The sequence below is a fragment of the Methylobacter sp. S3L5C genome (assembly GCF_022788635.1).
Classification (GTDB): Bacteria; Pseudomonadota; Gammaproteobacteria; order Methylococcales; family Methylomonadaceae; genus Methylobacter_C.
The window spans coordinates 612696-631729 of sequence record NZ_CP076024.1; the positions used below are offsets into that span (position 1 = coordinate 612696).

Here is a 19034-nt window from a genome sequence, read left to right on the forward strand (position 1 = left end):
CCTTCATAGTAGTCCTTGAATAAAAAATTCAGGGACTATCTCAGATTCATTATTTAAAAGAAAATCTGAAAAAGTGGCTCAAAATTAATGGCCATTACTGGCTCAGTTTAATTGGCCATTAACACTCAAGGCTAGTGAAACGCGGTTCGAACCGCAATCCGAACCAGTACGTGATTGCGAAATTGGCCTTGTTAACGCTATGCTTGTCACCGGTAATCACCATTGGCACGATGTCTGATGTATTCTGATACCAGATGTCGAAAACAAAATGGGCTTCAAATTCATGGGCGCCGATCAGCCCGCCGTTCACGGATACATGGTTACATGGCATGGTATAAGCCACCACACCTTTCCCCCTTCCAAAATATTTTCTGGAATACCGAGCTTTGATGGTTGGGTGTTCGACCCCAAGTTTTTGCCCATCAACGGCACCGTACAATATCCCCAGATCGAACGAGTAATGTGGAAAAATAGACAGCCCTGCGATAGCATTGCTGATGGCGTCATTTGCTTTTTTCAGAGTAGCCCGCCGTAAGTATTGCTGATGCGTGGTCCCCAGGATGTGATAGGGAATATCGCTGGCCTGTGCCATTTTAAGATTGCCATAATTCATCGCTTGAGCGATGATAACCGCAAACAGACTGTCCTTGTCGGTGATTTACTTGGCGTAACGCGGCTGCAACGGTGTCATTGCCGATAAAAAGTGGCATTGCTTATTAACAAAACGAAGTACATCGGCAACATCGCAGAAGCCCATCTTGCTGTAGAAACTTTCCTGGAGTGCTTTATCGTTGCTGGCTTTGTATTTATGCCATGTGAGTGTTTTTAGCTGACTATCGTATTCAAGGTGTTTTAGCTTTCCTTGGCGGAGGTCGCTGTCGAATGCCAGCCAAAGGCTATGAAGTTCATCGGTCAAAACTTTAAGTTGAGCTTCTATAGACTGACGTACTCAGGAAATGTCTAATTGCTGAAGCACAGTCGGCGTCTTCTCCAAGGAAACGAGTTCATGCGTGAAACATTGATGCTGGACGCTGTCTGCCAGGTAGAGCTCACCTGACTTGAAGCGTTTCCTGATTTGCCTATAAATCCAAAATTCGTACCGGTCAGCCTGCACGCAGTGGTTTTTCCCTCCGTATCAATGACCAGCAGATAGCATCGCAATCGCGGCGAGACGGTTTTTTCTAAGCACTCGTTCATCGGTTGCAGCGACAAGCGTTGTTGTTTGGCAAACACGCCCTTCATTAAAGTTAGCGCCCCCAACCACGGGTTATCCGGCACCGTACTGGAAAAATCGAGTGCACAGTAAAGCGGACGCAAGTGCTTGCGACAATAAGTAGTCAACTGCTCTACCACTTGCCACCGCAGTTCCATTTTGCTCAACGGTTGCTCGCATAAGCGTTGGCCAGTGATTTGTAATGTATCTTTAGGCATGATGGCAAAGGCCTGCTGACGGACTTCGCCGAAAGAAGTGTCATCGATTACCTGCTCATCGACATAGATCAGCAACAAGCGCCCAATCTGAGAGGTTTCCTATTGTCTATTAGCCTGATTCTGGGCAATGAGCTTGTTCGCCTTGAGCTTGGTGCCGTCTTCGAGCCGCTTCATTCGGTAACCCAAGGCGTCAACCAGATTATCGGTCAGTTGCCGATAGCGAAGCCAGACGTAACATAATAAGTATAGATGGGGCTGTTCCTGCTTCAGGCGGCGAAGATCGTAGATCGTGTAAAAATGCGCGAGACTCGCGTAATAGTTAAGGTTCTGCTGAGAAATTGCCAATTTTGGCAAGAGTGCTTTAGCCAGTTTATATAAGGGTTCCAAGGCGGTACGCTTCTGCCGCTCCAAAACCATCATGCGGTAACCAAAGTGTTTGGCGTCTTGTTTGAGAGCGGCCAATCCGGACAAAGTATCATCGCGCACAAGAAGTTGCTGGAGCGCCGTTTTTGCTGAATCGTCTAGCATCTCGGTGAGTAACATTCCCAGTCGCTTACGTTCGTTGGACAGTGTTTCGCTGATGAGAGACTGTAATGTCGTATAGTCTGGTCGAACGATCTTCTGATCATTTAAATAGCCGATAAGCTCAACCAAGATAAAACTGGGCGTGACATCGCGTGAAACAACCTGAGTAGCTCGTTCGACAAGTGACGGTAAAAAATCCGTCGCCGATAGCCGATAGCCAAACAAGTCAACGATCAACGCGCGTTGTGCGTAATATTCATGCTTGGCGGTACCGGAAGAAAAGCCAAATCATTGAAGTAGTGTGTCAGAATAAAAGTACAGTCATCTTCCACTTCATCCCAGGAAAATTGGAAAAATGCCTGTTTGGCCTTGAAACAACCAATTTGCAATGAGCAGTAAACTTGAGCATACACATTCCGTTGGTCGAGTACCAGTGCCATCTCCTGTTCCAGCAATTCTCATTATGGAAAGATAAATAAAATCAAAAAAGATAGCGCTTAGGTTTTGAAAGTACGTGTGTATTCTACCGCAATACTTGCAAAGTAACCGAAGAGCCGAATTGGTAATAATATTAGCGCCCCTGTTTTATAAGGCTTTACGGCATCTGTGAAAAATAGGATTCTGTAGAAATTAAAACAAGCTTGTAAATTTAAATCATAACATCATGATTTAAAACTATTTTCCATAATGAGAATTGCAGCTCCTGTTCGGTAAATATAAAATATTCCATCCGTTGGCTGTCGTCAAAATCAGGCAGCCCATACAAGGCGAATTGCTCCTGGCTGGACAGTAATGTTAAGTCTTTCGCTTTTAGTCAGCATAGATCACATGCAAATTGTATAGGTAAAAACGAGCGTTAATATAGCACCATAATTACCATGTAAAATATAATGAAAGACCTATCCATTTTGGATTGTTTTAAGGCATATTTTAGTTTAATACTTAACAGGCGCTATTTTATGGGAAAAATCGTCGCTTATTTACGTGCATCTACCGACAAGCAAGATTTGAATAATCAAAATCTGGAAATTTTGGAATTTGCGCGCAAAAAGGAGATTCGTATTGATGAATTTGTCGAAATCACTATTTCATCGCGTAAAACCAGCAAACAACGAAGGATAGATGAATTGATGGGAATGCTGATTGAGACTGATACGCTGGTTGTTACTGAACTCAGTAGACTGGGGCGCAGCACGGCGGAGGTCATTACGTTGGTTAATGCCTTAGTACTACGCAATATCCGCGTCATTACCATCAAGCAAAATCTGGATATTGCGAATCAGGATATGAATGCCAAGTTCATTATTACGCTGTTCTCGCTGTTCGGCGAATTGGAGAGGGATTTGATCAATTTGCGCACCAAAGAAGCTTTAGCCGCAAAAAAAGCTAGTGGTCAGCAACTCGGTAAGCCAAAAGGCACTTTACAGAAAAGTAAATTCGATAATAGCTTGGATCGTATCAAGGAATTGCTCGGATATGGCATTTCCGTCCGGAAGATTGCAAAAGTGTTGGGCTATTCGAGTCACATCGCACTCAATACTTATATCAATAAACGCGGTCTACAACAGTCGATTAAGAGTTAGCCTACCACCGATGTTAACGCGATTTATGGCAAGTTGGCCTTAAAATAAGGGCTGGAGATATTTACTAAGGTCTCTCCGGTATTTTCGGCGGTTTGGGCTTACACCCCCTTGATGCGATTACCGAGGCGGTTACGAAAGACAATGGAGACACCTGAGCAAGGCACCTTACCCAAAGCTTCTTGGGCAATCATCGACAAGCCATCAATGCCACGCCGCATGTCCACCGGCTCGACCGCCAACCAAATAGCGATAGGATCTGTTATTAACCCAGGCATTGTAATAGCTCCGCAAGCCAGCTCGGCGAGCTGGTAACGGGCAGTTCCAATGAGAGTCCATTGACTAACCGTAGTCGCAAGGGTTCATTTATCGCCGGCGGAGTTGTAATCGATTGTGTAACGTCAATTGCAATTAAGGAAGGTGCCATTGCTTGGGAAAGTGCTTGATAATTGCTAAACCATCTTGAAAACGTTTTTTTATTCAATCCATGTGTTTGGCAATAAGCTGCTTGCGAAGAATCACACGCTTGCCATGTTTTTATATGTTTTAGTTGCTGTTCAGTTAATGCCATGAGATATCCTCAGAAAAAAACTAAAGGATACCAGTGCCTTTAGAATGTTTTAAGATGGTGGCGCTACGCGCTTACACACTATCAATAATAGTATGAAGATATTTATATCAAACACACACAACCTTTCGATATGTTGGTAGTATTAAGTAATGATTATTTTTTATTACAAAAGAAAATCAACTTTAATAGCTTAATTTTGCAAAGTATCCGAATATCGGTTACAGCTTAATTAAAGACATAAAAAAAGCCGGTTTAACCGGCTTTTTTTATGTCTTTAATATTTAACTGTTATTCTGGTCTATCAACCAATTCGACATAAGCCATAGGTGCGTCATCACCAGGCCTAAATCCACATTTCATGATGCGTAAATAACCACCTGCTCTATTTTTATAACGTGGACCTAACTCATTAAAAAGTTTGGTTACAACTTCACGATCGCGTAATCTTGCAAATGCAAGACGTCTTTTTGCTACACTATCCTCTTTGGATAAAGTAATCAAAGGCTCGGCAAAACTCCTTAATTCTTTAGCTTTAGGTAAAGTTGTTTTAATTAATTCGTGCTTGAATAACGAACTAACCATATTGCTGAATAACGCCTTACGATGGCTGCTATTCATATTGAATTTTCTACCTGATTTACGATGTCTCATTATAAGAAGACCTAATGTTAATGTGTTGATATTGCATGTGATTGATCAGCTAGGTTATCCGGCGGCCAATTTTCTAATCGCATACCTAGTGATAAACCCTTAAGTGCAAGTATATCTTTAATTTCTGTTAAAGATTTTTTTCCAAGATTGGGTGTTTTTAATAGCTCAACTTCAGTACGCTGAATTAAATCACCAATATAAAAAATATTCTCGGCTTTTAAACAATTAGCAGAACGAACGGTTAACTCAAGATCATCAACAGGACGAAGTAACACAGGATCAAACACCTCCTCTATTTCTACTTCTTCTTCAGCTTCTTTTTCGTTAACTTTTTCGAAGTCAACAAAAACAGAAAGCTGATCATGAAGGATTGTAGCAGCCATTTTTATCGTTTCTTCTGGATCAACAGTTCCGTTTGTTTCCAGTTCAATGACTAATTTATCCAAATTAGTACGCTGCTCTACACGGGTACTTTCAACCTGATAAGCTACTTTTACAATTGGACTATACGATGCATCTAACTGAAGTGCACCAACGGCCAAACTGTGTTCAGAGTTTAATTTACGAACACTGACTGGTTCGTAACCTCTTCCGCGACGTACTCTAATTTTCATATTCAGCGAGCCAGTTTGTGTTAAATTGGCAATAACTAAATCTGGGTTAATAATCTCAACATCATGTGGGAGAATTATATCTGCTGCAGTAACACAACCTGCACCATTTTTTGTCAGCGTAAGTTCAACTTCGTCCTTAGAATGAAGCATAACTGCTAATTTTTTGAGGTTCAACAAGATATCAATTACATCTTCCTGAACACCCTCTATTGTTGTGTACTCATGGAGAACACCGTCAATTTCCACATCTGTAACTGCACAGCCTGGAATCGTCGATAACAATACACGCCTCAAGGCATTGCCAAGAGAATGACCAAAACCACGCTCAAGCGGCTCTATAACAATCCTGGAATGATTAGGTGTTTTACTAACAACCTCAACTAATCGAGGCTTTAATAAGCCAGAAATAGAACTCTGCATTTATATCCCTCAGAACTGCAATTATTTAGAGTAAAGCTCGACAACTAGCTGCTCGTTAATGTCACTACCTAAATCAACACGATCAGGTAAAGAACTAAACGTTCCAGTCATAGCTTTTGAGTTAACCTCGACCCAATTAGGAAATCCATATTGCTCAGTTACAGTTAAGGCATCAACTATACGTTGTTGCTTCTTTGCTTTCTCTCTAACTGTTAAAATATCACCAGGAGCTACCTGATAAGATGGTACATTAATCAATGAACCATTTACCTGAATAGATTTGTGACCAACAAGCTGACGAGCTTCTGCACGTGTACAAGCAAATCCCATGCGATAAACAACATTGTCTAATCTTGATTCTAGTAGATTCAAAAGATTTTCGCCTGTAGCACCTTTCTTCATATCAGCAGACTTATAATAATTTCTAAATTGCTTCTCTAGAATGCCATAAATTCTGCGTAATCTCTGCTTTGCTCTCAACTGGAGAGCATAATCAGAACTTCTGGTACGCTTGGTTCCGTGCTGACCAGGTCTTTGATCTAACTTACATTTGTTTTCTAAAGACTTTCCTCTGCTTTTTAAAAACAGGTCAGTCCCTTCTCTTCGACTTAACTTACAAGTGGGTCCAAGATATCTTGCCATGATACTACTCCAGATTCTTTATACGCGGCGTTTCTTAGGCGGACGACATCCATTATGTGGAATAGGCGTCACATCAACGATATTATTAATTTTAAAACCGAGATTGTTCAATGAACGCACTGCGGATTCACGACCCGGACCGGGACCTTTGATCATAACATCAAGATTTTTCATACCGAATTCTTGTGCAACAATACCAGCTTTTTCAGCTGCAACTTGGGCAGCAAAAGGAGTACTTTTTCTTGATCCACGGAAGCCTGAACCACCAGATGTTGCCCAAGACAAGGCATTTCCTTTTCTATCAGTTATAGTTATTATTGTGTTATTGAAAGAAGCGTGAACGTGGACAATACCATCGGCAACTTCTTTTTTAATACGTTTTCTTGAACGGTTTGGACTAGCCATTACTACGACCTCTTAAGGGATATCTTATTTTCTAATAGGTTTGCGTGGACCTTTACGAGTACGAGCATTTGTTCTCGTTCTCTGTCCTCTTAATGGCAAACCTCGGCGATGCCTTATTCCGCGATAGCAACCTAGATCCATCAAACGCTTGATATTCATAGAAACTTCACGACGCAGATCACCTTCCACTGTCATCTTCGAAACCACATTACGAATAGCTTCTAATTGCTCTTCAGTTAGTTCTTTAATTTTTACGGAAGGTAAAATACCAACCTTTACGCAAATTTCACTTGCAGTTTGACGACCAACACCATATATTGCAGTCAATGCTATGACTGAATGCTTATGATCTGGTATGTTTATCCCGGCAATACGTGCCATCTAGATACTCCCCTGAGTAGTACTCTAAAGTTAAGCGCCGAATTATAGCATTGCAATAATTGAGGCGCAACAATTTTTTAGCCTTGTCGTTGTTTGTGCCTTCCATCAACACATATAACTCTAACAACACCGTTTCTTTTTACAATTTTACAATTTCTACAAATTGTTTTTACAGAAGCACGAACTTTCACAGAAAACTCCTAAATTATCTTGCGTATTAATTATTTTTTTAGATTGGCTTTTTTCATTAAGCCTTCATATTGTTGTGACATTACGTGGGTTTGCATTTGCGAAATAAAATCCATCACGACTACAACAATAATCAACAAAGAAGTCCCACCAAAATAAAATGGTACATTCCAGTATACTATTAAAAACTCAGGCAACAGGCAAACCAAAGTAATATAGAATGCACCAATGAGAGTCAACCTAGTCATTACCTTATCAATGTAAGAAGCCGTTTGCAATCCAGGCCTTATACCAGGCAAAAAAGCTCCTGATTTCTTAAGATTATCAGCTGTTTCCTTAGAGTTGAAAACTAACGCAGTATAAAAGAAACAAAAGAAGATGATTGCCGCAGCGTAAAACATTACGTATACCGGCTGCCCAGGGGACAACATTGTCGCCACGTCTTGAAGCCAGGTAAAACCTTCACTATTTCCGAACCAGCCAGCAATCGTTGCAGGAAACAAAATTATACTTGAAGCAAAAATAGGAGGTATTACACCAGCCATATTTAACTTCAAAGGCAAAAAACTACTTTGACCACCATATAACTTGCGACCTTGTTGCCTTTTTGGATAGTTAATAAGAATTCTTCTCTGCCCTCTTTCGACAAAAACAACAAGTGCAGTAACAGAAAGCGACAACAAAAATAATAATATTATAAACGCCCCATTCATCTCACCAGTTCTAGCTAACTCCAAGGTACCGCCTATCGCTTTGGGTAATCCCGAAACAATACCAGCGAAAATAATCAATGAAATTCCATTACCAATTCCCCTCTCTGTCACTTGCTCGCCAAGCCACATCAAGAAAACAGTACCAGTAACAAGGGTTATTGCTGTAATAGCAACAAATCCAATCCCAGGAGTCAAAACAACAGAAAGACCACCTGCTGTTTGATTTTGCAAAGCGAGCGATATTCCGATAGCTTGAAATGTCGCTAAAACAACTGTTCCATAACGAGTAAATTGAGATATTTTACGTCTTCCTGACTCTCCCTCTTTTTTCATTTGCTCCATGGAAGGTATAACAACCGTCATTAACTGCATAATAATAGACGCAGAAATATAGGGCATTATACCAAGCGCAAAAAGACTTAACCTCATCAAAGCACCACCAGAAAACATATTGAACATATCCAATATGGATCCACTTTGCTGCTCAAACATAACTGCAAGCGCTTTCGGATCTATCCCCGGAACAGGGATATGTGAACCGATTCTATAAACAAATAGAGCGCCCAAAACAAAAATCAATCTTGACTTAAGCTCTGAGAAATTACCTGATTTGTTAGCCATTTGTGCCGTTGAAGTACTCACTTAAGCCTCTACTTTGCCGCCAGCAGCTTCTATAGATTCTCTAGCACCAGGCGTTACTTTAATACCTTTAATATTAACAGCCTTCGTAACTAAGCCTGACTGGATAACTTTAGCAGTTTTTGTAAATGCAGGGACAATATTAGCTTCGATAAGAACTTTTAAATCTATTACGTCAGCAACTAAAGCATTTAGTTCACCCAAGCGTACTTCAGCTGAGTATTTGCTTTTAAGTGAGGTGAATCCTACTTTTGGTAATCGGCGCTGCAATGGCATTTGCCCACCCTCAAAACCAACTTTATGAAAACCACCACTACGTGACTTTTGGCCTTTATGACCTCTTCCACAAGTCTTACCAAGAGTACAACCTATACCACGACCAACACGCTTTGATTTTTTTCGGGCACCTACGGCAGCCTGAATAGTATTTAGATACATTACACTTCCTCAACTTTTAGCATGTATGATATTTTGTTTATCATACCTCTGTTTTCGGGCGTATTAAGCACCTCAACTGTTTGGTTGATTTTTCGCAGGCCCAAGCCTTTTAAACAAGCTTGATGGCGAGGTAGTCGACCAAACTTGCTTTTTGTCATTGTTACACTTAATTTAGTAGCAGTCATCGCAACTATCCAATAATCTGTTCAACTGATAAACCGCGCTTTGCAGCTATCTGGTTAGCATTATGCATTCCAGTCAAACCATTAATTGTCGCTCTTACAACATTAATGGGATTACTGGTTCCTATGCATTTTGCCAATACGTTATGCACTCCAACAACTTCGAATACAGCTCTCATTGCTCCACCAGCAATGATGCCTGTACCCTCAGACGCAGGCTGCATGTAAACTTTGGCTGCGCCAGTGGTATTCATGATAGGGTATTGCAACGTATCACCTTTCAATGAAACTTTTCGCATGTTTTTGCGCGCTTGTTCCAGAGACTTTTGAATTGCAATAGGCACTTCACGAGCTTTGCTAACACCGTATCCAACACGGCCTTCACCATCACCAACAACAGTTAGAGCAGTAAAACCAAAAACCCTACCGCCTTTAACAACTTTTGCAACACGCCTTACATTAACTAATTTTTCTTGTAAACCGTCAACACTACCTTGAGCAGGTGCTGTAGCCATTTTATTCTCCTAAAATTTCAAGCCGGCTTCACGCGCAGCATCTGCCAATGCTTTAACGCGACCATGGTATTTAAATCCTGAGCGATCAAAGGCAACTACAGTTACACCAGCAGCAATAGCTTTTTGGGCAATAAACTTCCCAATTTCTGCTGCCGCTTCAATGTTACCGGTATTTTTTAAAGATGCTTTAATCTCTGCCTGAGTAGTTGATACACTGGCTAATGTAGTACATCCATCACCACTAATCACTTGAGCATATATATGCTGAGATGTTTTGTGAATTGATAAACGAGTTGCACCTAAATTCTTAATTTTTGAACGCAATTTTAATGCGCGCTTCATTCGAGATTTTTTCTTATCCATTACGCTACCTTACTTCTTCTTGGCTTCTTTTCTTACAACATGCTCGTCAGCGTATCTGACACCCTTTCCTTTATAAGGCTCTGGTGGACGATAAGCTCTAATTTTGGCAGACACTTCACCTACCAATTGCTTATCAGTACCCCTTACTACTATTTCAGTTTGAGTTGGTGTTTCAACTGTAATTCCAGCTGGAACCTCAAAATCAACAGGATGAGAGAAACCGAGAGAAAGACTAAGAATACTTTCTTTTGCCTGTGCTCTGTAACCCACACCTATTAATGTTAATTTTTTCTCAAATCCTGAAGAGACACCTGTAACCATATTACTTAGGATTGCTCTAGCAGTTCCAGCTTGAGCAGTCGCTTTTTTATTATCTTTATCCCATTGCACATGTACTACGTTATCTGCAATATCAACATTAACTGCAGAATTAAGGGTAAGTGATAACTGACCCTTAATTCCTTTTACAGTCATGATGTTTCCATCTAAATTTATTTCTACATCACTTGGAATAATGACTGGGGCTTTAGCAATTCTTGACATAACACACCTACATTAACAAACAGTGCAAATAACTTCACCGCCATGGCCAATGGCACGCGCAGCTCTATCAGTCATAACACCATTTGATGTTGATACAATAGCAATCCCTAAGCCGCCAAGAACTTTTGGCAATTCGTCTTTAGACTTATAAATACGTAAACCAGGCCTACTAATTCTTTTTATAGCTTCAATTACAGGAGCACCCTTATAATATTTCAACTCAACAGTCATTTCTGTATGACTGCCGTTAGTTTCAGTGCTAAATTCTGTAATATAACCTTCTTCTTTAAGTACCTTAGCAATAGATACTTTTAATTTTGAAGAAGGTTGTTTAATACTTTTTTTACCAGCAGATTGCCCGTTTCTTATACGAGTCAGCATATCTGCAACTGGGTCTGTCATACTCATTTTTTTATCTCCAACTTTGATCTAACAGATCTTACCAACTTGCTTTGACTACGCCAGGAACATCACCGCGCATAGTAGCTTCTCTTAATTTATTTCTACTAAGACCAAACTTACGGTAATACCCATGCGGACGCCCAGTTAAATTACAACGGTTACGTACCCTTGTCACGCTGGAGTCCCTTGGTAATTTTTGGAGTTGTAGATGAGCAGTTTCTTTATCTTCGTATGATGCATTAGGATCTCTGATTGTTTCTTTCAGAGTCTTACGTTTAACATCATATTTTTTTACTAATTTTTTACGCTTATCTTCACGCGCAATCATTGACTTTTTAGCCATGTTAAAACTGCCCCTTAGCTCTTAAATGGAAAATTAAACAGCTTTAATAAAGCCAAACCTTCTTCGTTGGTTTGTGCTGTAGTAGTGATAGTAATATCCATACCACGCAAAGTGTCAATTTTATCATAATCAATTTCAGGAAATATGATTTGTTCTTTAACACCCATGGAATAATTGCCACGACCATCAAAACTTTTAGGGCTTAACCCTCTGAAATCACGAATTCTTGGAATAGATATACTTATTAACCGATCTAAAAATTCATACATCCTATCGCTACGCAAGGTAACCTTGCAACCAATAGGCATATCGTCACGAATCTTAAACCCGGCGATTGATTTTCTTGCAAGTGTCACAACAGGCTTTTGACCGGAAATTTTTTCCATGTCAGAAAGAGCAGATTGTAGAACTTTTTTATCAGCTACTGCACCACCAACACCCATATTAAGTGTTATTTTAGTGATACGCGGGGCCTGCATAATAGATTTATAAGCAAACTGCTCAACTAATGCGGGAAGAATTTTTTCTTTATATACGGTTTCTAATCTAGCCATGATTCATCTGCACCTTACACATCAACAACTTCATTTGTTGACTTAAAATATCTGACTTTCTTTCCATCTTCTAGAAACCTATAGCCTACTCTATCTGCTTTTTTAGTTTCAGGATTATATAATCCAATATTGGAAATATTAATCGGCATATCCTTTACAATTATCCCACCTGAGATACCTGCATTGGGATTTGGTTTTTGGTTCTTTTTAACCTGGTTAATTCCTTCAACCAAAACCTTATCGCCTTTTAAAATCTGGGTTACCCTACCACTCTTACCTTTATCCTTACCGGTACGAACGATAATATCATCACCTTTTTTAATTTTTGCCATTTTAAACCCTACCTTATAAAACTTCAGGAGCAAGAGAGATAATTTTCATAAATTTTTCTCCTCTTAACTCACGCGTTACAGGGCCAAAAATACGGGTACCTAGTGGCTGCAGATTATTATTCAGAATCACGGCTGAATTACCGTCAAAACGAATAACAGACCCATCGGGCCTACGAACACCTTTACGTGTTCTCACTACAAGGGCATTATAAACCTCCCCTTTTTTTACTCTGCCACGAGGAATTGCATCTTTGATACTGACTTTGATAATATCACCAATGCCAGCATAACGACGATGCGATCCTCCTAATACTTTGATACACATGACCCTTTTTGCACCGCTGTTATCGGCGACGTCAAGGTTAGTTTGCATCTGAATCATGATTTATTCCTACACTCTGTATATAAAAAGTTGATGCTACTTGTTAGCACTTTCTAAGACTTGAACCAAATTAAATGTTTTGTTCTTAGATAAAGGCCTACATGATGTTATAGCTACCACATCACCTTCTTGGCAAATATTTTGCTCATCATGAGCCATCATTTTTGTTGAACGCTTAATGTACTTACCGTAAACAGGGTGTTTCACAACACGCTCAACCAAAACCGTAATGGTTTTATCCATCTTATTACTAACAACCCGACCAGTGATTGTACGTAATTTAGTTACATTTTCAGTCATAATTATGCACTCGCCATTTGATTTAATATGGTGTGGATACGTGCCACATTTCGTCTAACCTTTTTTACTTGATCGGGTTTTGACAATTGACCTGTACCTTTTTGCATTTTGAGATTAAATCGCTCGCGTGATAAATCGAGCAACATAGTCCCTAATTCGTCTTTTGATTTTTGGCGTAATTCACTTGCTTTCATTACATTATTGTCCGAGCGGTAAATAGTGTCTTTAAAGGTAGCTTAGCAGCCGCTAATGCGAACGCTTCACGTGCCAGCTCTTCGGAAACACCTTGTATTTCATACAACATAGTTCCCGGTCTTACTTGAGCAACCCAGTATTCTACACTACCTTTACCTTTTCCCATACGAACTTCTAAAGGTTTTTTAGTAATTGGCTTATCAGGGAATACTCTTATCCAAAGTTTCCCACCACGCTTGACGTGACGAGTAATGGTTCTTCGAGCCGCTTCAATTTGCCTGGCCGTTAGTCTGCCACGACCAATTGATTTAAGACCATATTCGCCAAAGCTCACTGATGATCCACGTACGGCAGTACCGTTATTTCTGCCTTTGTGTTGCTTACGGAATTTAGTTCTTTTAGGTTGAAGCATGACTGTGTTCCTTCAACTATTTCTTGGAGTCAGAATTAATAGACGCCATATGGGCATCCATGTCGAATACTTCGCCTTTGAATATCCACACCTTGATGCCAATAATTCCGTAGGTAGTATGCGCTTCGGCGGTTGCATAATCAATGTCTGCCCTCAGGGTATGCAAAGGCACTCGACCTTCCCTGTACCACTCGCTACGGGCGATTTCAGCACCATTTAGGCGACCACCAACATTCACCTTAATACCTTCAGCACCCAGACGCATAGTATTAGTTACTGCACGCTTCATTGCCCGGCGATACATGATTCTTTTTTCTAACTGCTGTGCTACACCTTCAGCAACTAACTGAGCATCTAATTCAGGCTTTCTAATCTCTTCAACATTAAGCTGAACAGGAATACCAATCATTTTGGATATTTCCTGTCTCAGAGCATCGATATCTTCGCCTTTTTTTCCAATAACAATACCAGGGCGCGCCGTATGTATTGTTATCTGTGCATTATTTGCTGGACGATTAATTTGGATACGACTTACAGAAGCATGAGCTAATTTTTTCTTTATAAACGCTCTGACTGTTAAATCTTGAAGCAGGAAAACCGAATAATCCTGACTATTTGCATACCATCTTGAATTCCAATCCTTTACAATTCCAAGGCGTATGCCTGTTGGATGTACCTTTTGACCCATTTTCTGCCCCTACTCGAATTCTGAGACTTTAACTGTAATATGGCAGGTTCTTTTAAGGATATGGTTTGCATTCCCTTTAGCTCTTGCCCTGAATCTTTTCATAGTCGCCCCTTCATTAACGAAAACGGTAGACACTCTTAATTCATCAATATCTGCACTTTCATTATGTTCTGCATTAGCTATTGCCGACTCTAGAACCTTTTTGAATATACCTGCAGCTTTTTTTGAACTAAACTTAAGTGTGTTTAGCGCTTTCTCAACCGACATACCACGAATTTGATCGCCAACCAATCTTGCTTTTTGAGCCGACAAGGGGGCGTTATTTAATTTTGCTGAAATTTCCATCATAACCTACCTAGACTTCTTGTCAGCCACGTGGCCTCTATATGTTCGAGTTGGAGCAAATTCACCTAATTTATGCCCGACCATATTCTCAGAAATGAGAACGGGAATATGCAGTCGTCCATTATGGATTGCAATAGTTAAGCCCAGCATATCTGGAATAATCATTGATCTTCTTGACCATGTTTTAATCGGTTTCCGATTATTAATACTTACAGCATCTTCAACTTTTTTTAGAAGATGATGATCAATAAAAGGACCTTTTTTAATTGAACGCGGCACGCTAACTCCTCTCTATTTCTGCTTACGACGTCTGATAATCATATTATCAGTACGTTTGTTTTTTCTTGTTTTGTATCCCTTGGTTGGCATACCCCAAGGTGACACAGGATGTCTACCACCTGATGTACGACCCTCACCACCACCATGTGGATGGTCAACCGGATTCATTACAACACCACGGACAGTAGGACGAACACCTCGCCATCTTGACGCCCCTGCTTTACCAAGAGATGTCAGATTATGCTCAGAATTTGATACCTCACCAATTACAGCACGACAATCAGCCATAACTTTACGCATTTCGCCTGAGCGCATTCTAATAGTAGCATGTGCGCCATCTCTAGCGACCAATTGCACAGAAGTACCAGCACTCCTGGCAATTTGCGCGCCTTTACCTGGCTGTAATTCCACACAATGTACCGTGGTACCCATAGGAATGTTTCTTAGCGGCATACAATTACCAGCCTTTACAGGGACGGTTTCCGATGAAAGAACTTCCTGACCAATCACCAAACCTTTTGGTGCAATAATATATCTACGCTCACCATCTTTAAACAGAACCAAAGCAATATTAGCAGTTCTGTTTGGATCGTATTCCAGGCGCTCAACTATTGCAGGAATATCAAACTTATTCCTTTTGAAATCAATAATACGGTAGTGTTGCTTATGACCACCACCAATATGGCGCGTTGTTATACGCCCTTGATTATTACGACCGCCACTTTTGCTTTTTTTACTTAGCAAAGGTGCGTATGGTTTGCCTTTATGTAATTCATCATTTTTAACTCGAACTACAAACCGTGATCCCGGTGACGTCGGTTTTGATTTTACAATCGCCATGCTTTCTACCGTTTCCTATTGATCTATCACTTTAATAAATTAAGCAGCAGAGAATTCTATGTCATTACCAGGCTTAAGCTTTACGTAAGCTTTTTTCCAATCTGATCTTTTGCCCGGCGACTTGCCAACTCTTTTCTGTTTTCCTTTAACATTCAAAACATGAACAGAATCAACTTCTACAGCGAACATTAATTCCACAGCATCTTTAACTTGTTTTTTTGTTGCAGCTTTCAGAACCTTAAAAACAAATTGATTGTTTTTCTCAGCGGCATTAGTACTCTTTTCAGAGATAATTGGTGCCTGAAGGACTCCTGCTAATTGATATTTGTTAATACTCATGCCAAGCGCTCCTCTAATTGCTTCAGCGCGCCTGGTGTAGCTATTACTTTATCAGCCGAAACCAATAGCACTGGATTTAAATTTACAGCTTCTATAACTTGCACATAAGGAATATTTCTTGAAGCCAATGCCAGATTTGCATCTACATTTTCAACGACAATCAATATTCTCTTGGCATCAATTTGCTTTAATTTTTGATTAAACTCTTTAGTCTTGGTCGTAGTAGGAATAATATCACTACTTACCACCAGACGATCTTGTCTAAGCAATTCTGACAAAATTGAACGCACACCGACCCGAAACATTTTTTTATTTAGCTTCTGCTCATATGATCTCGGTCTTGCAGCAAACGCAACACCACCAGTACGCCAGATTGGACTTCGTATTGTACCAGATCTTGCGCGTCCTGTCCCTTTTTGTCTCCATGGTTTAGACCCACCACCACTAACATCTGATCGTGTTTTTTGAGCCTTGGTACCCGCACGAGCTCCAGCCAGATAGCGAGTCACCAATTGATGGACTAACGTTTCATTAAAAGACTGACCAAATATAGCTTCGGCTACCTCTACTATTCCAGAAGAGTCTTGTTCATTTAAAGCAGGTATTTGCAAACCCATGGCTTAACCTTTATTTCGCATTTTCATGGCAGGTGTAATGACTACATCTCCGCCTTTAGCACCAGGCACTGCGCCTTTTACTAGAATTAAATTTCTTTCTGTATCAATTGCATGAATAGTGAGGTTCTGAATGGTAGTTTTGACATTACCAAGATGACCTTCCATTTTTTTGCCTTTGAATACACGCCCTGGTGTTTGACACATACCAATAGAACCAAGCACTCTGTGTGAGCGCGAGTTACCATGCGTAGCATCCTGCATGCTGAAATGATGCCGCTTTATTCCACCAGCAAAACCTTTACCGATACTTTTTCCTTGCACGTCAACAACTTGACCTGCAGAAAAAATATCTAGTGACAATTTCGAGCCAGCAACAAGATCAGTACCTTCACTATCTTCCAGCCTGAATTCCCAAAGTCCACGCCCGGCAGTCAAATTAGCAGCCGCATAATGACCTGCCATTGCCTTATTTACTCTTGAAGACTTTTTATCACCAGCTGCTACTTGTATTGAACGGTAACCGTCAATATCAACACTTTTAACCTGTGTAACTCTATTAGAATCAATCTGAAGAACAGTAACAGGCACTGACGAACCATCTTCACAAAAAACTCTGGTCATACCACATTTACGACCTATAAGACCTATTGACATCTGCCAATCCCTCTATTTTAATTCAATTTTATCTGGACATCAACACCAGCTGCAAGATCCAACTTCATCAATGCATCTACGGTTTTTTCAGTTGGCTCAACGATATCCAGCAATCTTTTATATGTTCTTAATTCATATTGATCGCGCGCATCTTTATTGACATGCGGAGAGATCAAAATTGTAAAACGTTCTTTCTTAGTAGGCAAAGGAATAGGGCCCTTTACTTGAGCACCCGTTCTCCTTGCTGTTTCTACTATCTCACCAGCCGATTGATCAATCAGTTTATGATCAAATGATTTCAAACGGATTCTGATAGTTTGATTAGACATGTTTATTACTCGATTATTGATGCAACAACGCCCGCACCTACTGTACGACCACCTTCACGAATTGCGAAACGCAAACCGTCTTCCATAGCGATCGGTGAAATCAATTTAACTTTTACAGATATATTGTCACCAGGCATTACCATTTCAACGCCTTCTGGCAGATCAACCGCACCGGTTACGTCAGTAGTTCTGAAGTAAAACTGTGGGCGATAACCATTAAAGAATGGCGTATGACGACCGCCCTCATCTTTTGACAATATGTATATTTCTGCGTTGAAAAACGCGTGCGGCTTAATAGTTCCCTTGTGCGCCAAAACTTGACCACGCTCTACATCGTCTCTTTTGGTACCTCGCAATAACAAACCAACGTTATCGCCAGCCTCACCTTGATCAAGCAATTTACGGAACATTTCAACGCCGGTGACAGTTGTTGTTACTGTTGGTCGGATACCAACGATTTCAACCTCCTGACCAACCTTGATAATACCACGCTCTATACGACCTGTTACTACGGTACCACGACCTGAAATAGAGAATACATCTTCAATAGGCATCAAAAATGCACCATCGATTGCTCTTTCCGGCAAAGGAATGTAAGTGTCCAGAGCCTCTACCAGCTTAATCACTGAAGGCATGCCGATTTCACTTTCATCGCCTTGCAATGCAAGTAACGCAGAACCTCTAATGATGGGGGTATCGTCACCTGGAAATTCATACATATCCAGTAATTCTCTCAATTCCATTTCAACCAATTCGATCAACTCTTCATCGTCAACCATATCAGCTTTATTAAGGAATACGACAACATAAGGAACGCCAACCTGTCTTGATAACAGAATGTGCTCTCTGGTTTGTGGCATTGGACCGTCGGCAGCCGAACAAACTAAAATAGCTCCATCCATTTGCGCAGCACCGGTGATCATGTTCTTTACATAATCAGCATGTCCCGGACAGTCGACATGTGCATAATGGCGAACTGCAGACTCATACTCTACGTGTGACGTAGCAATGGTGATACCGCGAGCACGTTCTTCAGGTGCATTATCAATCTGGTCAAATGCTTTAACTGCACCACCGTGCAATTTAGCCATTACAGTTGTTAAAGCAGCAGTTAGTGTTGTTTTGCCGTGGTCAACGTGACCGATTGTGCCTACGTTTACGTGAGGCTTACTACGTGAAAATTTTTCTTTGGCCATGAGTTAATACCTTTATATTGTTCAA

The 19034-nt window shown here is 40.6% G+C and carries 32 protein-coding genes and 1 pseudogene; 1 reads left to right on the forward strand and 32 read right to left on the reverse strand.

Features of this window, described 5'->3' with window-relative positions; translation table 11 throughout:
- Window positions 1-124: 124 nt before the first annotated feature.
- A pseudogene (locus KKZ03_RS02950) lies at window positions 125-2411 on the reverse strand (Tn3 family transposase); the annotation flags it as partial.
- A 504-nt stretch (window positions 2412-2915) separates the two neighbouring features.
- On the opposite strand from KKZ03_RS02950, the gene KKZ03_RS02955 reads away from it, so the two are divergent.
- Window positions 2916-3539 (forward strand): recombinase family protein, encoded by a 624-nt coding sequence (locus KKZ03_RS02955; protein ID WP_243219923.1) that lies wholly within the window; start codon window positions 2916-2918, stop codon window positions 3537-3539.
- Window positions 3540-3637: 98 nt separating this feature from the next.
- Here KKZ03_RS02955 and tnpB read toward each other — a convergent pair whose 3' ends face one another.
- From tnpB to tuf, 31 genes are all read right to left on the reverse strand, one after another.
- Window positions 3638-3814: an IS66 family insertion sequence element accessory protein TnpB gene (tnpB, locus tag KKZ03_RS02960; protein WP_243219924.1), complete on the reverse strand. Its 177-nt coding sequence runs from the start codon at window positions 3812-3814 to the stop codon at window positions 3638-3640.
- Window positions 3802-4107: a polynucleotide 5'-hydroxyl-kinase gene (locus tag KKZ03_RS02965; RefSeq protein ID WP_243219925.1), complete on the reverse strand. Its 306-nt coding sequence runs from the start codon at window positions 4105-4107 to the stop codon at window positions 3802-3804. The genes tnpB and KKZ03_RS02965 overlap by 13 nt, the downstream gene beginning before the upstream one ends.
- A gap of 288 nt (window positions 4108-4395) precedes the next feature.
- Complete coding sequence (gene rplQ, locus KKZ03_RS02970) at window positions 4396-4758, reverse strand: 50S ribosomal protein L17 (RefSeq protein ID WP_243219926.1); 363 nt, start codon at window positions 4756-4758, stop codon at window positions 4396-4398.
- A 17-nt stretch (window positions 4759-4775) separates the two neighbouring features.
- The gene (gene rpoA, locus KKZ03_RS02975) at window positions 4776-5792 is read right to left on the reverse strand and encodes a DNA-directed RNA polymerase subunit alpha (RefSeq protein WP_243219927.1); all 1017 of its coding nucleotides are present in this window, start codon (window positions 5790-5792) and stop codon (window positions 4776-4778) included.
- A 21-nt stretch (window positions 5793-5813) separates the two neighbouring features.
- Entirely contained in the window at window positions 5814-6434 is a 621-nt protein-coding gene (gene rpsD / locus KKZ03_RS02980; RefSeq protein WP_243219928.1) for a 30S ribosomal protein S4, read from the reverse strand.
- A gap of 18 nt (window positions 6435-6452) precedes the next feature.
- Window positions 6453-6839 (reverse strand): 30S ribosomal protein S11, encoded by a 387-nt coding sequence (gene rpsK / locus KKZ03_RS02985; protein WP_243219929.1) that lies wholly within the window; start codon window positions 6837-6839, stop codon window positions 6453-6455.
- Window positions 6840-6863: 24 nt separating this feature from the next.
- Complete coding sequence (gene rpsM / locus KKZ03_RS02990; RefSeq protein WP_243219930.1) at window positions 6864-7220, reverse strand: 30S ribosomal protein S13; 357 nt, start codon at window positions 7218-7220, stop codon at window positions 6864-6866.
- 77 nt (window positions 7221-7297) lie between these two features.
- A complete protein-coding gene (gene rpmJ / locus KKZ03_RS02995; protein ID WP_243219931.1) occupies window positions 7298-7411 on the reverse strand; it encodes a 50S ribosomal protein L36 in 114 nt (37 codons plus the stop codon).
- A gap of 30 nt (window positions 7412-7441) precedes the next feature.
- Window positions 7442-8743 (reverse strand): preprotein translocase subunit SecY, encoded by a 1302-nt coding sequence (gene secY, locus KKZ03_RS03000; protein WP_243221739.1) that lies wholly within the window; start codon window positions 8741-8743, stop codon window positions 7442-7444.
- 21 nt (window positions 8744-8764) lie between these two features.
- The gene (gene rplO / locus KKZ03_RS03005) at window positions 8765-9199 is read right to left on the reverse strand and encodes a 50S ribosomal protein L15 (protein ID WP_243219932.1); all 435 of its coding nucleotides are present in this window, start codon (window positions 9197-9199) and stop codon (window positions 8765-8767) included.
- A complete protein-coding gene (gene rpmD / locus KKZ03_RS03010; protein ID WP_243219933.1) occupies window positions 9199-9384 on the reverse strand; it encodes a 50S ribosomal protein L30 in 186 nt (61 codons plus the stop codon). The genes rplO and rpmD overlap by 1 nt, the downstream gene beginning before the upstream one ends.
- Before the next feature lie 5 nt (window positions 9385-9389).
- Window positions 9390-9896 carry a 30S ribosomal protein S5 gene (rpsE, locus tag KKZ03_RS03015; RefSeq protein ID WP_243219934.1) on the reverse strand — a complete coding sequence of 169 codons (507 nt, stop codon included), beginning with the start codon at window positions 9894-9896 and terminating at the stop codon, window positions 9390-9392.
- A 9-nt stretch (window positions 9897-9905) separates the two neighbouring features.
- Window positions 9906-10259: a 50S ribosomal protein L18 gene (gene rplR, locus KKZ03_RS03020; RefSeq protein ID WP_243219935.1), complete on the reverse strand. Its 354-nt coding sequence runs from the start codon at window positions 10257-10259 to the stop codon at window positions 9906-9908.
- A 9-nt stretch (window positions 10260-10268) separates the two neighbouring features.
- Window positions 10269-10802, reverse strand: coding sequence for a 50S ribosomal protein L6 (rplF, locus tag KKZ03_RS03025; protein WP_243219936.1), 534 nt, complete (start codon window positions 10800-10802; stop codon window positions 10269-10271).
- 12 nt (window positions 10803-10814) lie between these two features.
- Window positions 10815-11210, reverse strand: coding sequence for a 30S ribosomal protein S8 (gene rpsH / locus KKZ03_RS03030; protein WP_243219937.1), 396 nt, complete (start codon window positions 11208-11210; stop codon window positions 10815-10817).
- A 31-nt stretch (window positions 11211-11241) separates the two neighbouring features.
- Window positions 11242-11547 (reverse strand): 30S ribosomal protein S14, encoded by a 306-nt coding sequence (gene rpsN / locus KKZ03_RS03035; RefSeq protein WP_243219938.1) that lies wholly within the window; start codon window positions 11545-11547, stop codon window positions 11242-11244.
- A 14-nt stretch (window positions 11548-11561) separates the two neighbouring features.
- On the reverse strand, window positions 11562-12101 hold the full coding sequence (gene rplE / locus KKZ03_RS03040) for a 50S ribosomal protein L5 (RefSeq protein ID WP_243219939.1): 540 nt from the start codon (window positions 12099-12101) through the stop codon (window positions 11562-11564).
- Window positions 12102-12115: 14 nt separating this feature from the next.
- Window positions 12116-12433: a 50S ribosomal protein L24 gene (gene rplX, locus KKZ03_RS03045; RefSeq protein ID WP_243219940.1), complete on the reverse strand. Its 318-nt coding sequence runs from the start codon at window positions 12431-12433 to the stop codon at window positions 12116-12118.
- A gap of 13 nt (window positions 12434-12446) precedes the next feature.
- Complete coding sequence (rplN, locus tag KKZ03_RS03050; protein WP_243219941.1) at window positions 12447-12815, reverse strand: 50S ribosomal protein L14; 369 nt, start codon at window positions 12813-12815, stop codon at window positions 12447-12449.
- Between the two features lie 36 nt (window positions 12816-12851).
- On the reverse strand, window positions 12852-13115 hold the full coding sequence (rpsQ, locus tag KKZ03_RS03055) for a 30S ribosomal protein S17 (protein ID WP_243219942.1): 264 nt from the start codon (window positions 13113-13115) through the stop codon (window positions 12852-12854).
- 2 nt (window positions 13116-13117) lie between these two features.
- The gene (rpmC, locus tag KKZ03_RS03060) at window positions 13118-13309 is read right to left on the reverse strand and encodes a 50S ribosomal protein L29 (protein WP_243219943.1); all 192 of its coding nucleotides are present in this window, start codon (window positions 13307-13309) and stop codon (window positions 13118-13120) included.
- On the reverse strand, window positions 13309-13722 hold the full coding sequence (gene rplP, locus KKZ03_RS03065; RefSeq protein WP_243219944.1) for a 50S ribosomal protein L16: 414 nt from the start codon (window positions 13720-13722) through the stop codon (window positions 13309-13311). Before rplP ends, rpmC begins: the two co-directional genes overlap by 1 nt.
- A 16-nt stretch (window positions 13723-13738) precedes the next feature.
- Window positions 13739-14410 carry a 30S ribosomal protein S3 gene (rpsC, locus tag KKZ03_RS03070; protein WP_243219945.1) on the reverse strand — a complete coding sequence of 224 codons (672 nt, stop codon included), beginning with the start codon at window positions 14408-14410 and terminating at the stop codon, window positions 13739-13741.
- Window positions 14411-14419: 9 nt separating this feature from the next.
- On the reverse strand, window positions 14420-14755 hold the full coding sequence (gene rplV, locus KKZ03_RS03075; protein ID WP_243221741.1) for a 50S ribosomal protein L22: 336 nt from the start codon (window positions 14753-14755) through the stop codon (window positions 14420-14422).
- A 6-nt stretch (window positions 14756-14761) separates the two neighbouring features.
- The gene (gene rpsS / locus KKZ03_RS03080; protein ID WP_243219946.1) at window positions 14762-15034 is read right to left on the reverse strand and encodes a 30S ribosomal protein S19; all 273 of its coding nucleotides are present in this window, start codon (window positions 15032-15034) and stop codon (window positions 14762-14764) included.
- A 12-nt stretch (window positions 15035-15046) separates the two neighbouring features.
- Entirely contained in the window at window positions 15047-15874 is an 828-nt protein-coding gene (gene rplB, locus KKZ03_RS03085; protein WP_243219950.1) for a 50S ribosomal protein L2, read from the reverse strand.
- A gap of 39 nt (window positions 15875-15913) precedes the next feature.
- Window positions 15914-16213, reverse strand: coding sequence for a 50S ribosomal protein L23 (gene rplW / locus KKZ03_RS03090; RefSeq protein WP_256451993.1), 300 nt, complete (start codon window positions 16211-16213; stop codon window positions 15914-15916).
- Window positions 16210-16830: a 50S ribosomal protein L4 gene (gene rplD, locus KKZ03_RS03095; RefSeq protein ID WP_243219952.1), complete on the reverse strand. Its 621-nt coding sequence runs from the start codon at window positions 16828-16830 to the stop codon at window positions 16210-16212. Before rplD ends, rplW begins: the two co-directional genes overlap by 4 nt.
- 3 nt (window positions 16831-16833) lie before the next feature.
- The gene (gene rplC / locus KKZ03_RS03100) at window positions 16834-17484 is read right to left on the reverse strand and encodes a 50S ribosomal protein L3 (protein WP_243219954.1); all 651 of its coding nucleotides are present in this window, start codon (window positions 17482-17484) and stop codon (window positions 16834-16836) included.
- Between the two features lie 17 nt (window positions 17485-17501).
- Window positions 17502-17813 carry a 30S ribosomal protein S10 gene (gene rpsJ, locus KKZ03_RS03105; protein ID WP_006890490.1) on the reverse strand — a complete coding sequence of 104 codons (312 nt, stop codon included), beginning with the start codon at window positions 17811-17813 and terminating at the stop codon, window positions 17502-17504.
- Between the two features lie 5 nt (window positions 17814-17818).
- Entirely contained in the window at window positions 17819-19009 is a 1191-nt protein-coding gene (tuf, locus tag KKZ03_RS03110; protein WP_243219960.1) for an elongation factor Tu, read from the reverse strand.
- Between the last annotated feature and the right edge of the window lie 25 nt (window positions 19010-19034).

Bases quoted from the DNA above. Each gene is read 5' to 3' on its own strand.
- rplR (WP_243219935.1), bottom strand. From the start codon at position 10,259: ATGGATAAGAAAAAATCTCGAATGAAGCGCGCATTAAAATTGCGTTCA.
- rplP (WP_243219944.1), bottom strand. From the start codon at position 13,722: ATGCTTCAACCTAAAAGAACTAAATTCCGTAAGCAACACAAAGGCAGA.
- rpsQ (WP_243219942.1), bottom strand. From the start codon at position 13,115: ATGACTGAAAATGTAACTAAATTACGTACAATCACTGGTCGGGTTGTT.
- rplE (WP_243219939.1), bottom strand. From the start codon at position 12,101: ATGGCTAGATTAGAAACCGTATATAAAGAAAAAATTCTTCCCGCATTA.
- KKZ03_RS02955 (WP_243219923.1), top strand. From the start codon at position 2,916: ATGGGAAAAATCGTCGCTTATTTACGTGCATCTACCGACAAGCAAGAT.
- rplN (WP_243219941.1), bottom strand. From the start codon at position 12,815: ATGATTCAGATGCAAACTAACCTTGACGTCGCCGATAACAGCGGTGCA.
- rpmD (WP_243219933.1), bottom strand. From the start codon at position 9,384: ATGACTGCTACTAAATTAAGTGTAACAATGACAAAAAGCAAGTTTGGT.
- rplV (WP_243221741.1), bottom strand. From the start codon at position 14,755: ATGGAAATTTCAGCAAAATTAAATAACGCCCCCTTGTCGGCTCAAAAA.
- secY (WP_243221739.1), bottom strand. From the start codon at position 8,743: ATGGCTAACAAATCAGGTAATTTCTCAGAGCTTAAGTCAAGATTGATT.
- rplW (WP_256451993.1), bottom strand. From the start codon at position 16,213: ATGAGTATTAACAAATATCAATTAGCAGGAGTCCTTCAGGCACCAATT.
- tuf (WP_243219960.1), bottom strand. From the start codon at position 19,009: ATGGCCAAAGAAAAATTTTCACGTAGTAAGCCTCACGTAAACGTAGGC.
- rplX (WP_243219940.1), bottom strand. From the start codon at position 12,433: ATGGCAAAAATTAAAAAAGGTGATGATATTATCGTTCGTACCGGTAAG.
- rpmC (WP_243219943.1), bottom strand. From the start codon at position 13,309: ATGAAAGCAAGTGAATTACGCCAAAAATCAAAAGACGAATTAGGGACT.
- rplB (WP_243219950.1), bottom strand. From the start codon at position 15,874: ATGGCGATTGTAAAATCAAAACCGACGTCACCGGGATCACGGTTTGTA.
- rpsD (WP_243219928.1), bottom strand. From the start codon at position 6,434: ATGGCAAGATATCTTGGACCCACTTGTAAGTTAAGTCGAAGAGAAGGG.
- rpsE (WP_243219934.1), bottom strand. From the start codon at position 9,896: ATGGCTACAGCACCTGCTCAAGGTAGTGTTGACGGTTTACAAGAAAAA.
- rplO (WP_243219932.1), bottom strand. From the start codon at position 9,199: ATGTATCTAAATACTATTCAGGCTGCCGTAGGTGCCCGAAAAAAATCA.
- rplF (WP_243219936.1), bottom strand. From the start codon at position 10,802: ATGTCAAGAATTGCTAAAGCCCCAGTCATTATTCCAAGTGATGTAGAA.
- rpsJ (WP_006890490.1), bottom strand. From the start codon at position 17,813: ATGTCTAATCAAACTATCAGAATCCGTTTGAAATCATTTGATCATAAA.
- rpsK (WP_243219929.1), bottom strand. From the start codon at position 6,839: ATGGCTAGTCCAAACCGTTCAAGAAAACGTATTAAAAAAGAAGTTGCC.
- rpsM (WP_243219930.1), bottom strand. From the start codon at position 7,220: ATGGCACGTATTGCCGGGATAAACATACCAGATCATAAGCATTCAGTC.
- rpoA (WP_243219927.1), bottom strand. From the start codon at position 5,792: ATGCAGAGTTCTATTTCTGGCTTATTAAAGCCTCGATTAGTTGAGGTT.
- rplQ (WP_243219926.1), bottom strand. From the start codon at position 4,758: ATGAGACATCGTAAATCAGGTAGAAAATTCAATATGAATAGCAGCCAT.
- rpsC (WP_243219945.1), bottom strand. From the start codon at position 14,410: ATGGGTCAAAAGGTACATCCAACAGGCATACGCCTTGGAATTGTAAAG.
- rplD (WP_243219952.1), bottom strand. From the start codon at position 16,830: ATGGGTTTGCAAATACCTGCTTTAAATGAACAAGACTCTTCTGGAATA.
- KKZ03_RS02965 (WP_243219925.1), bottom strand. From the start codon at position 4,107: ATGGCATTAACTGAACAGCAACTAAAACATATAAAAACATGGCAAGCG.
- rpsH (WP_243219937.1), bottom strand. From the start codon at position 11,210: ATGAGTATGACAGACCCAGTTGCAGATATGCTGACTCGTATAAGAAAC.
- rpsN (WP_243219938.1), bottom strand. From the start codon at position 11,547: ATGGCTAAAAAGTCAATGATTGCGCGTGAAGATAAGCGTAAAAAATTA.
- tnpB (WP_243219924.1), bottom strand. From the start codon at position 3,814: ATGCCTGGGTTAATAACAGATCCTATCGCTATTTGGTTGGCGGTCGAG.
- rplC (WP_243219954.1), bottom strand. From the start codon at position 17,484: ATGTCAATAGGTCTTATAGGTCGTAAATGTGGTATGACCAGAGTTTTT.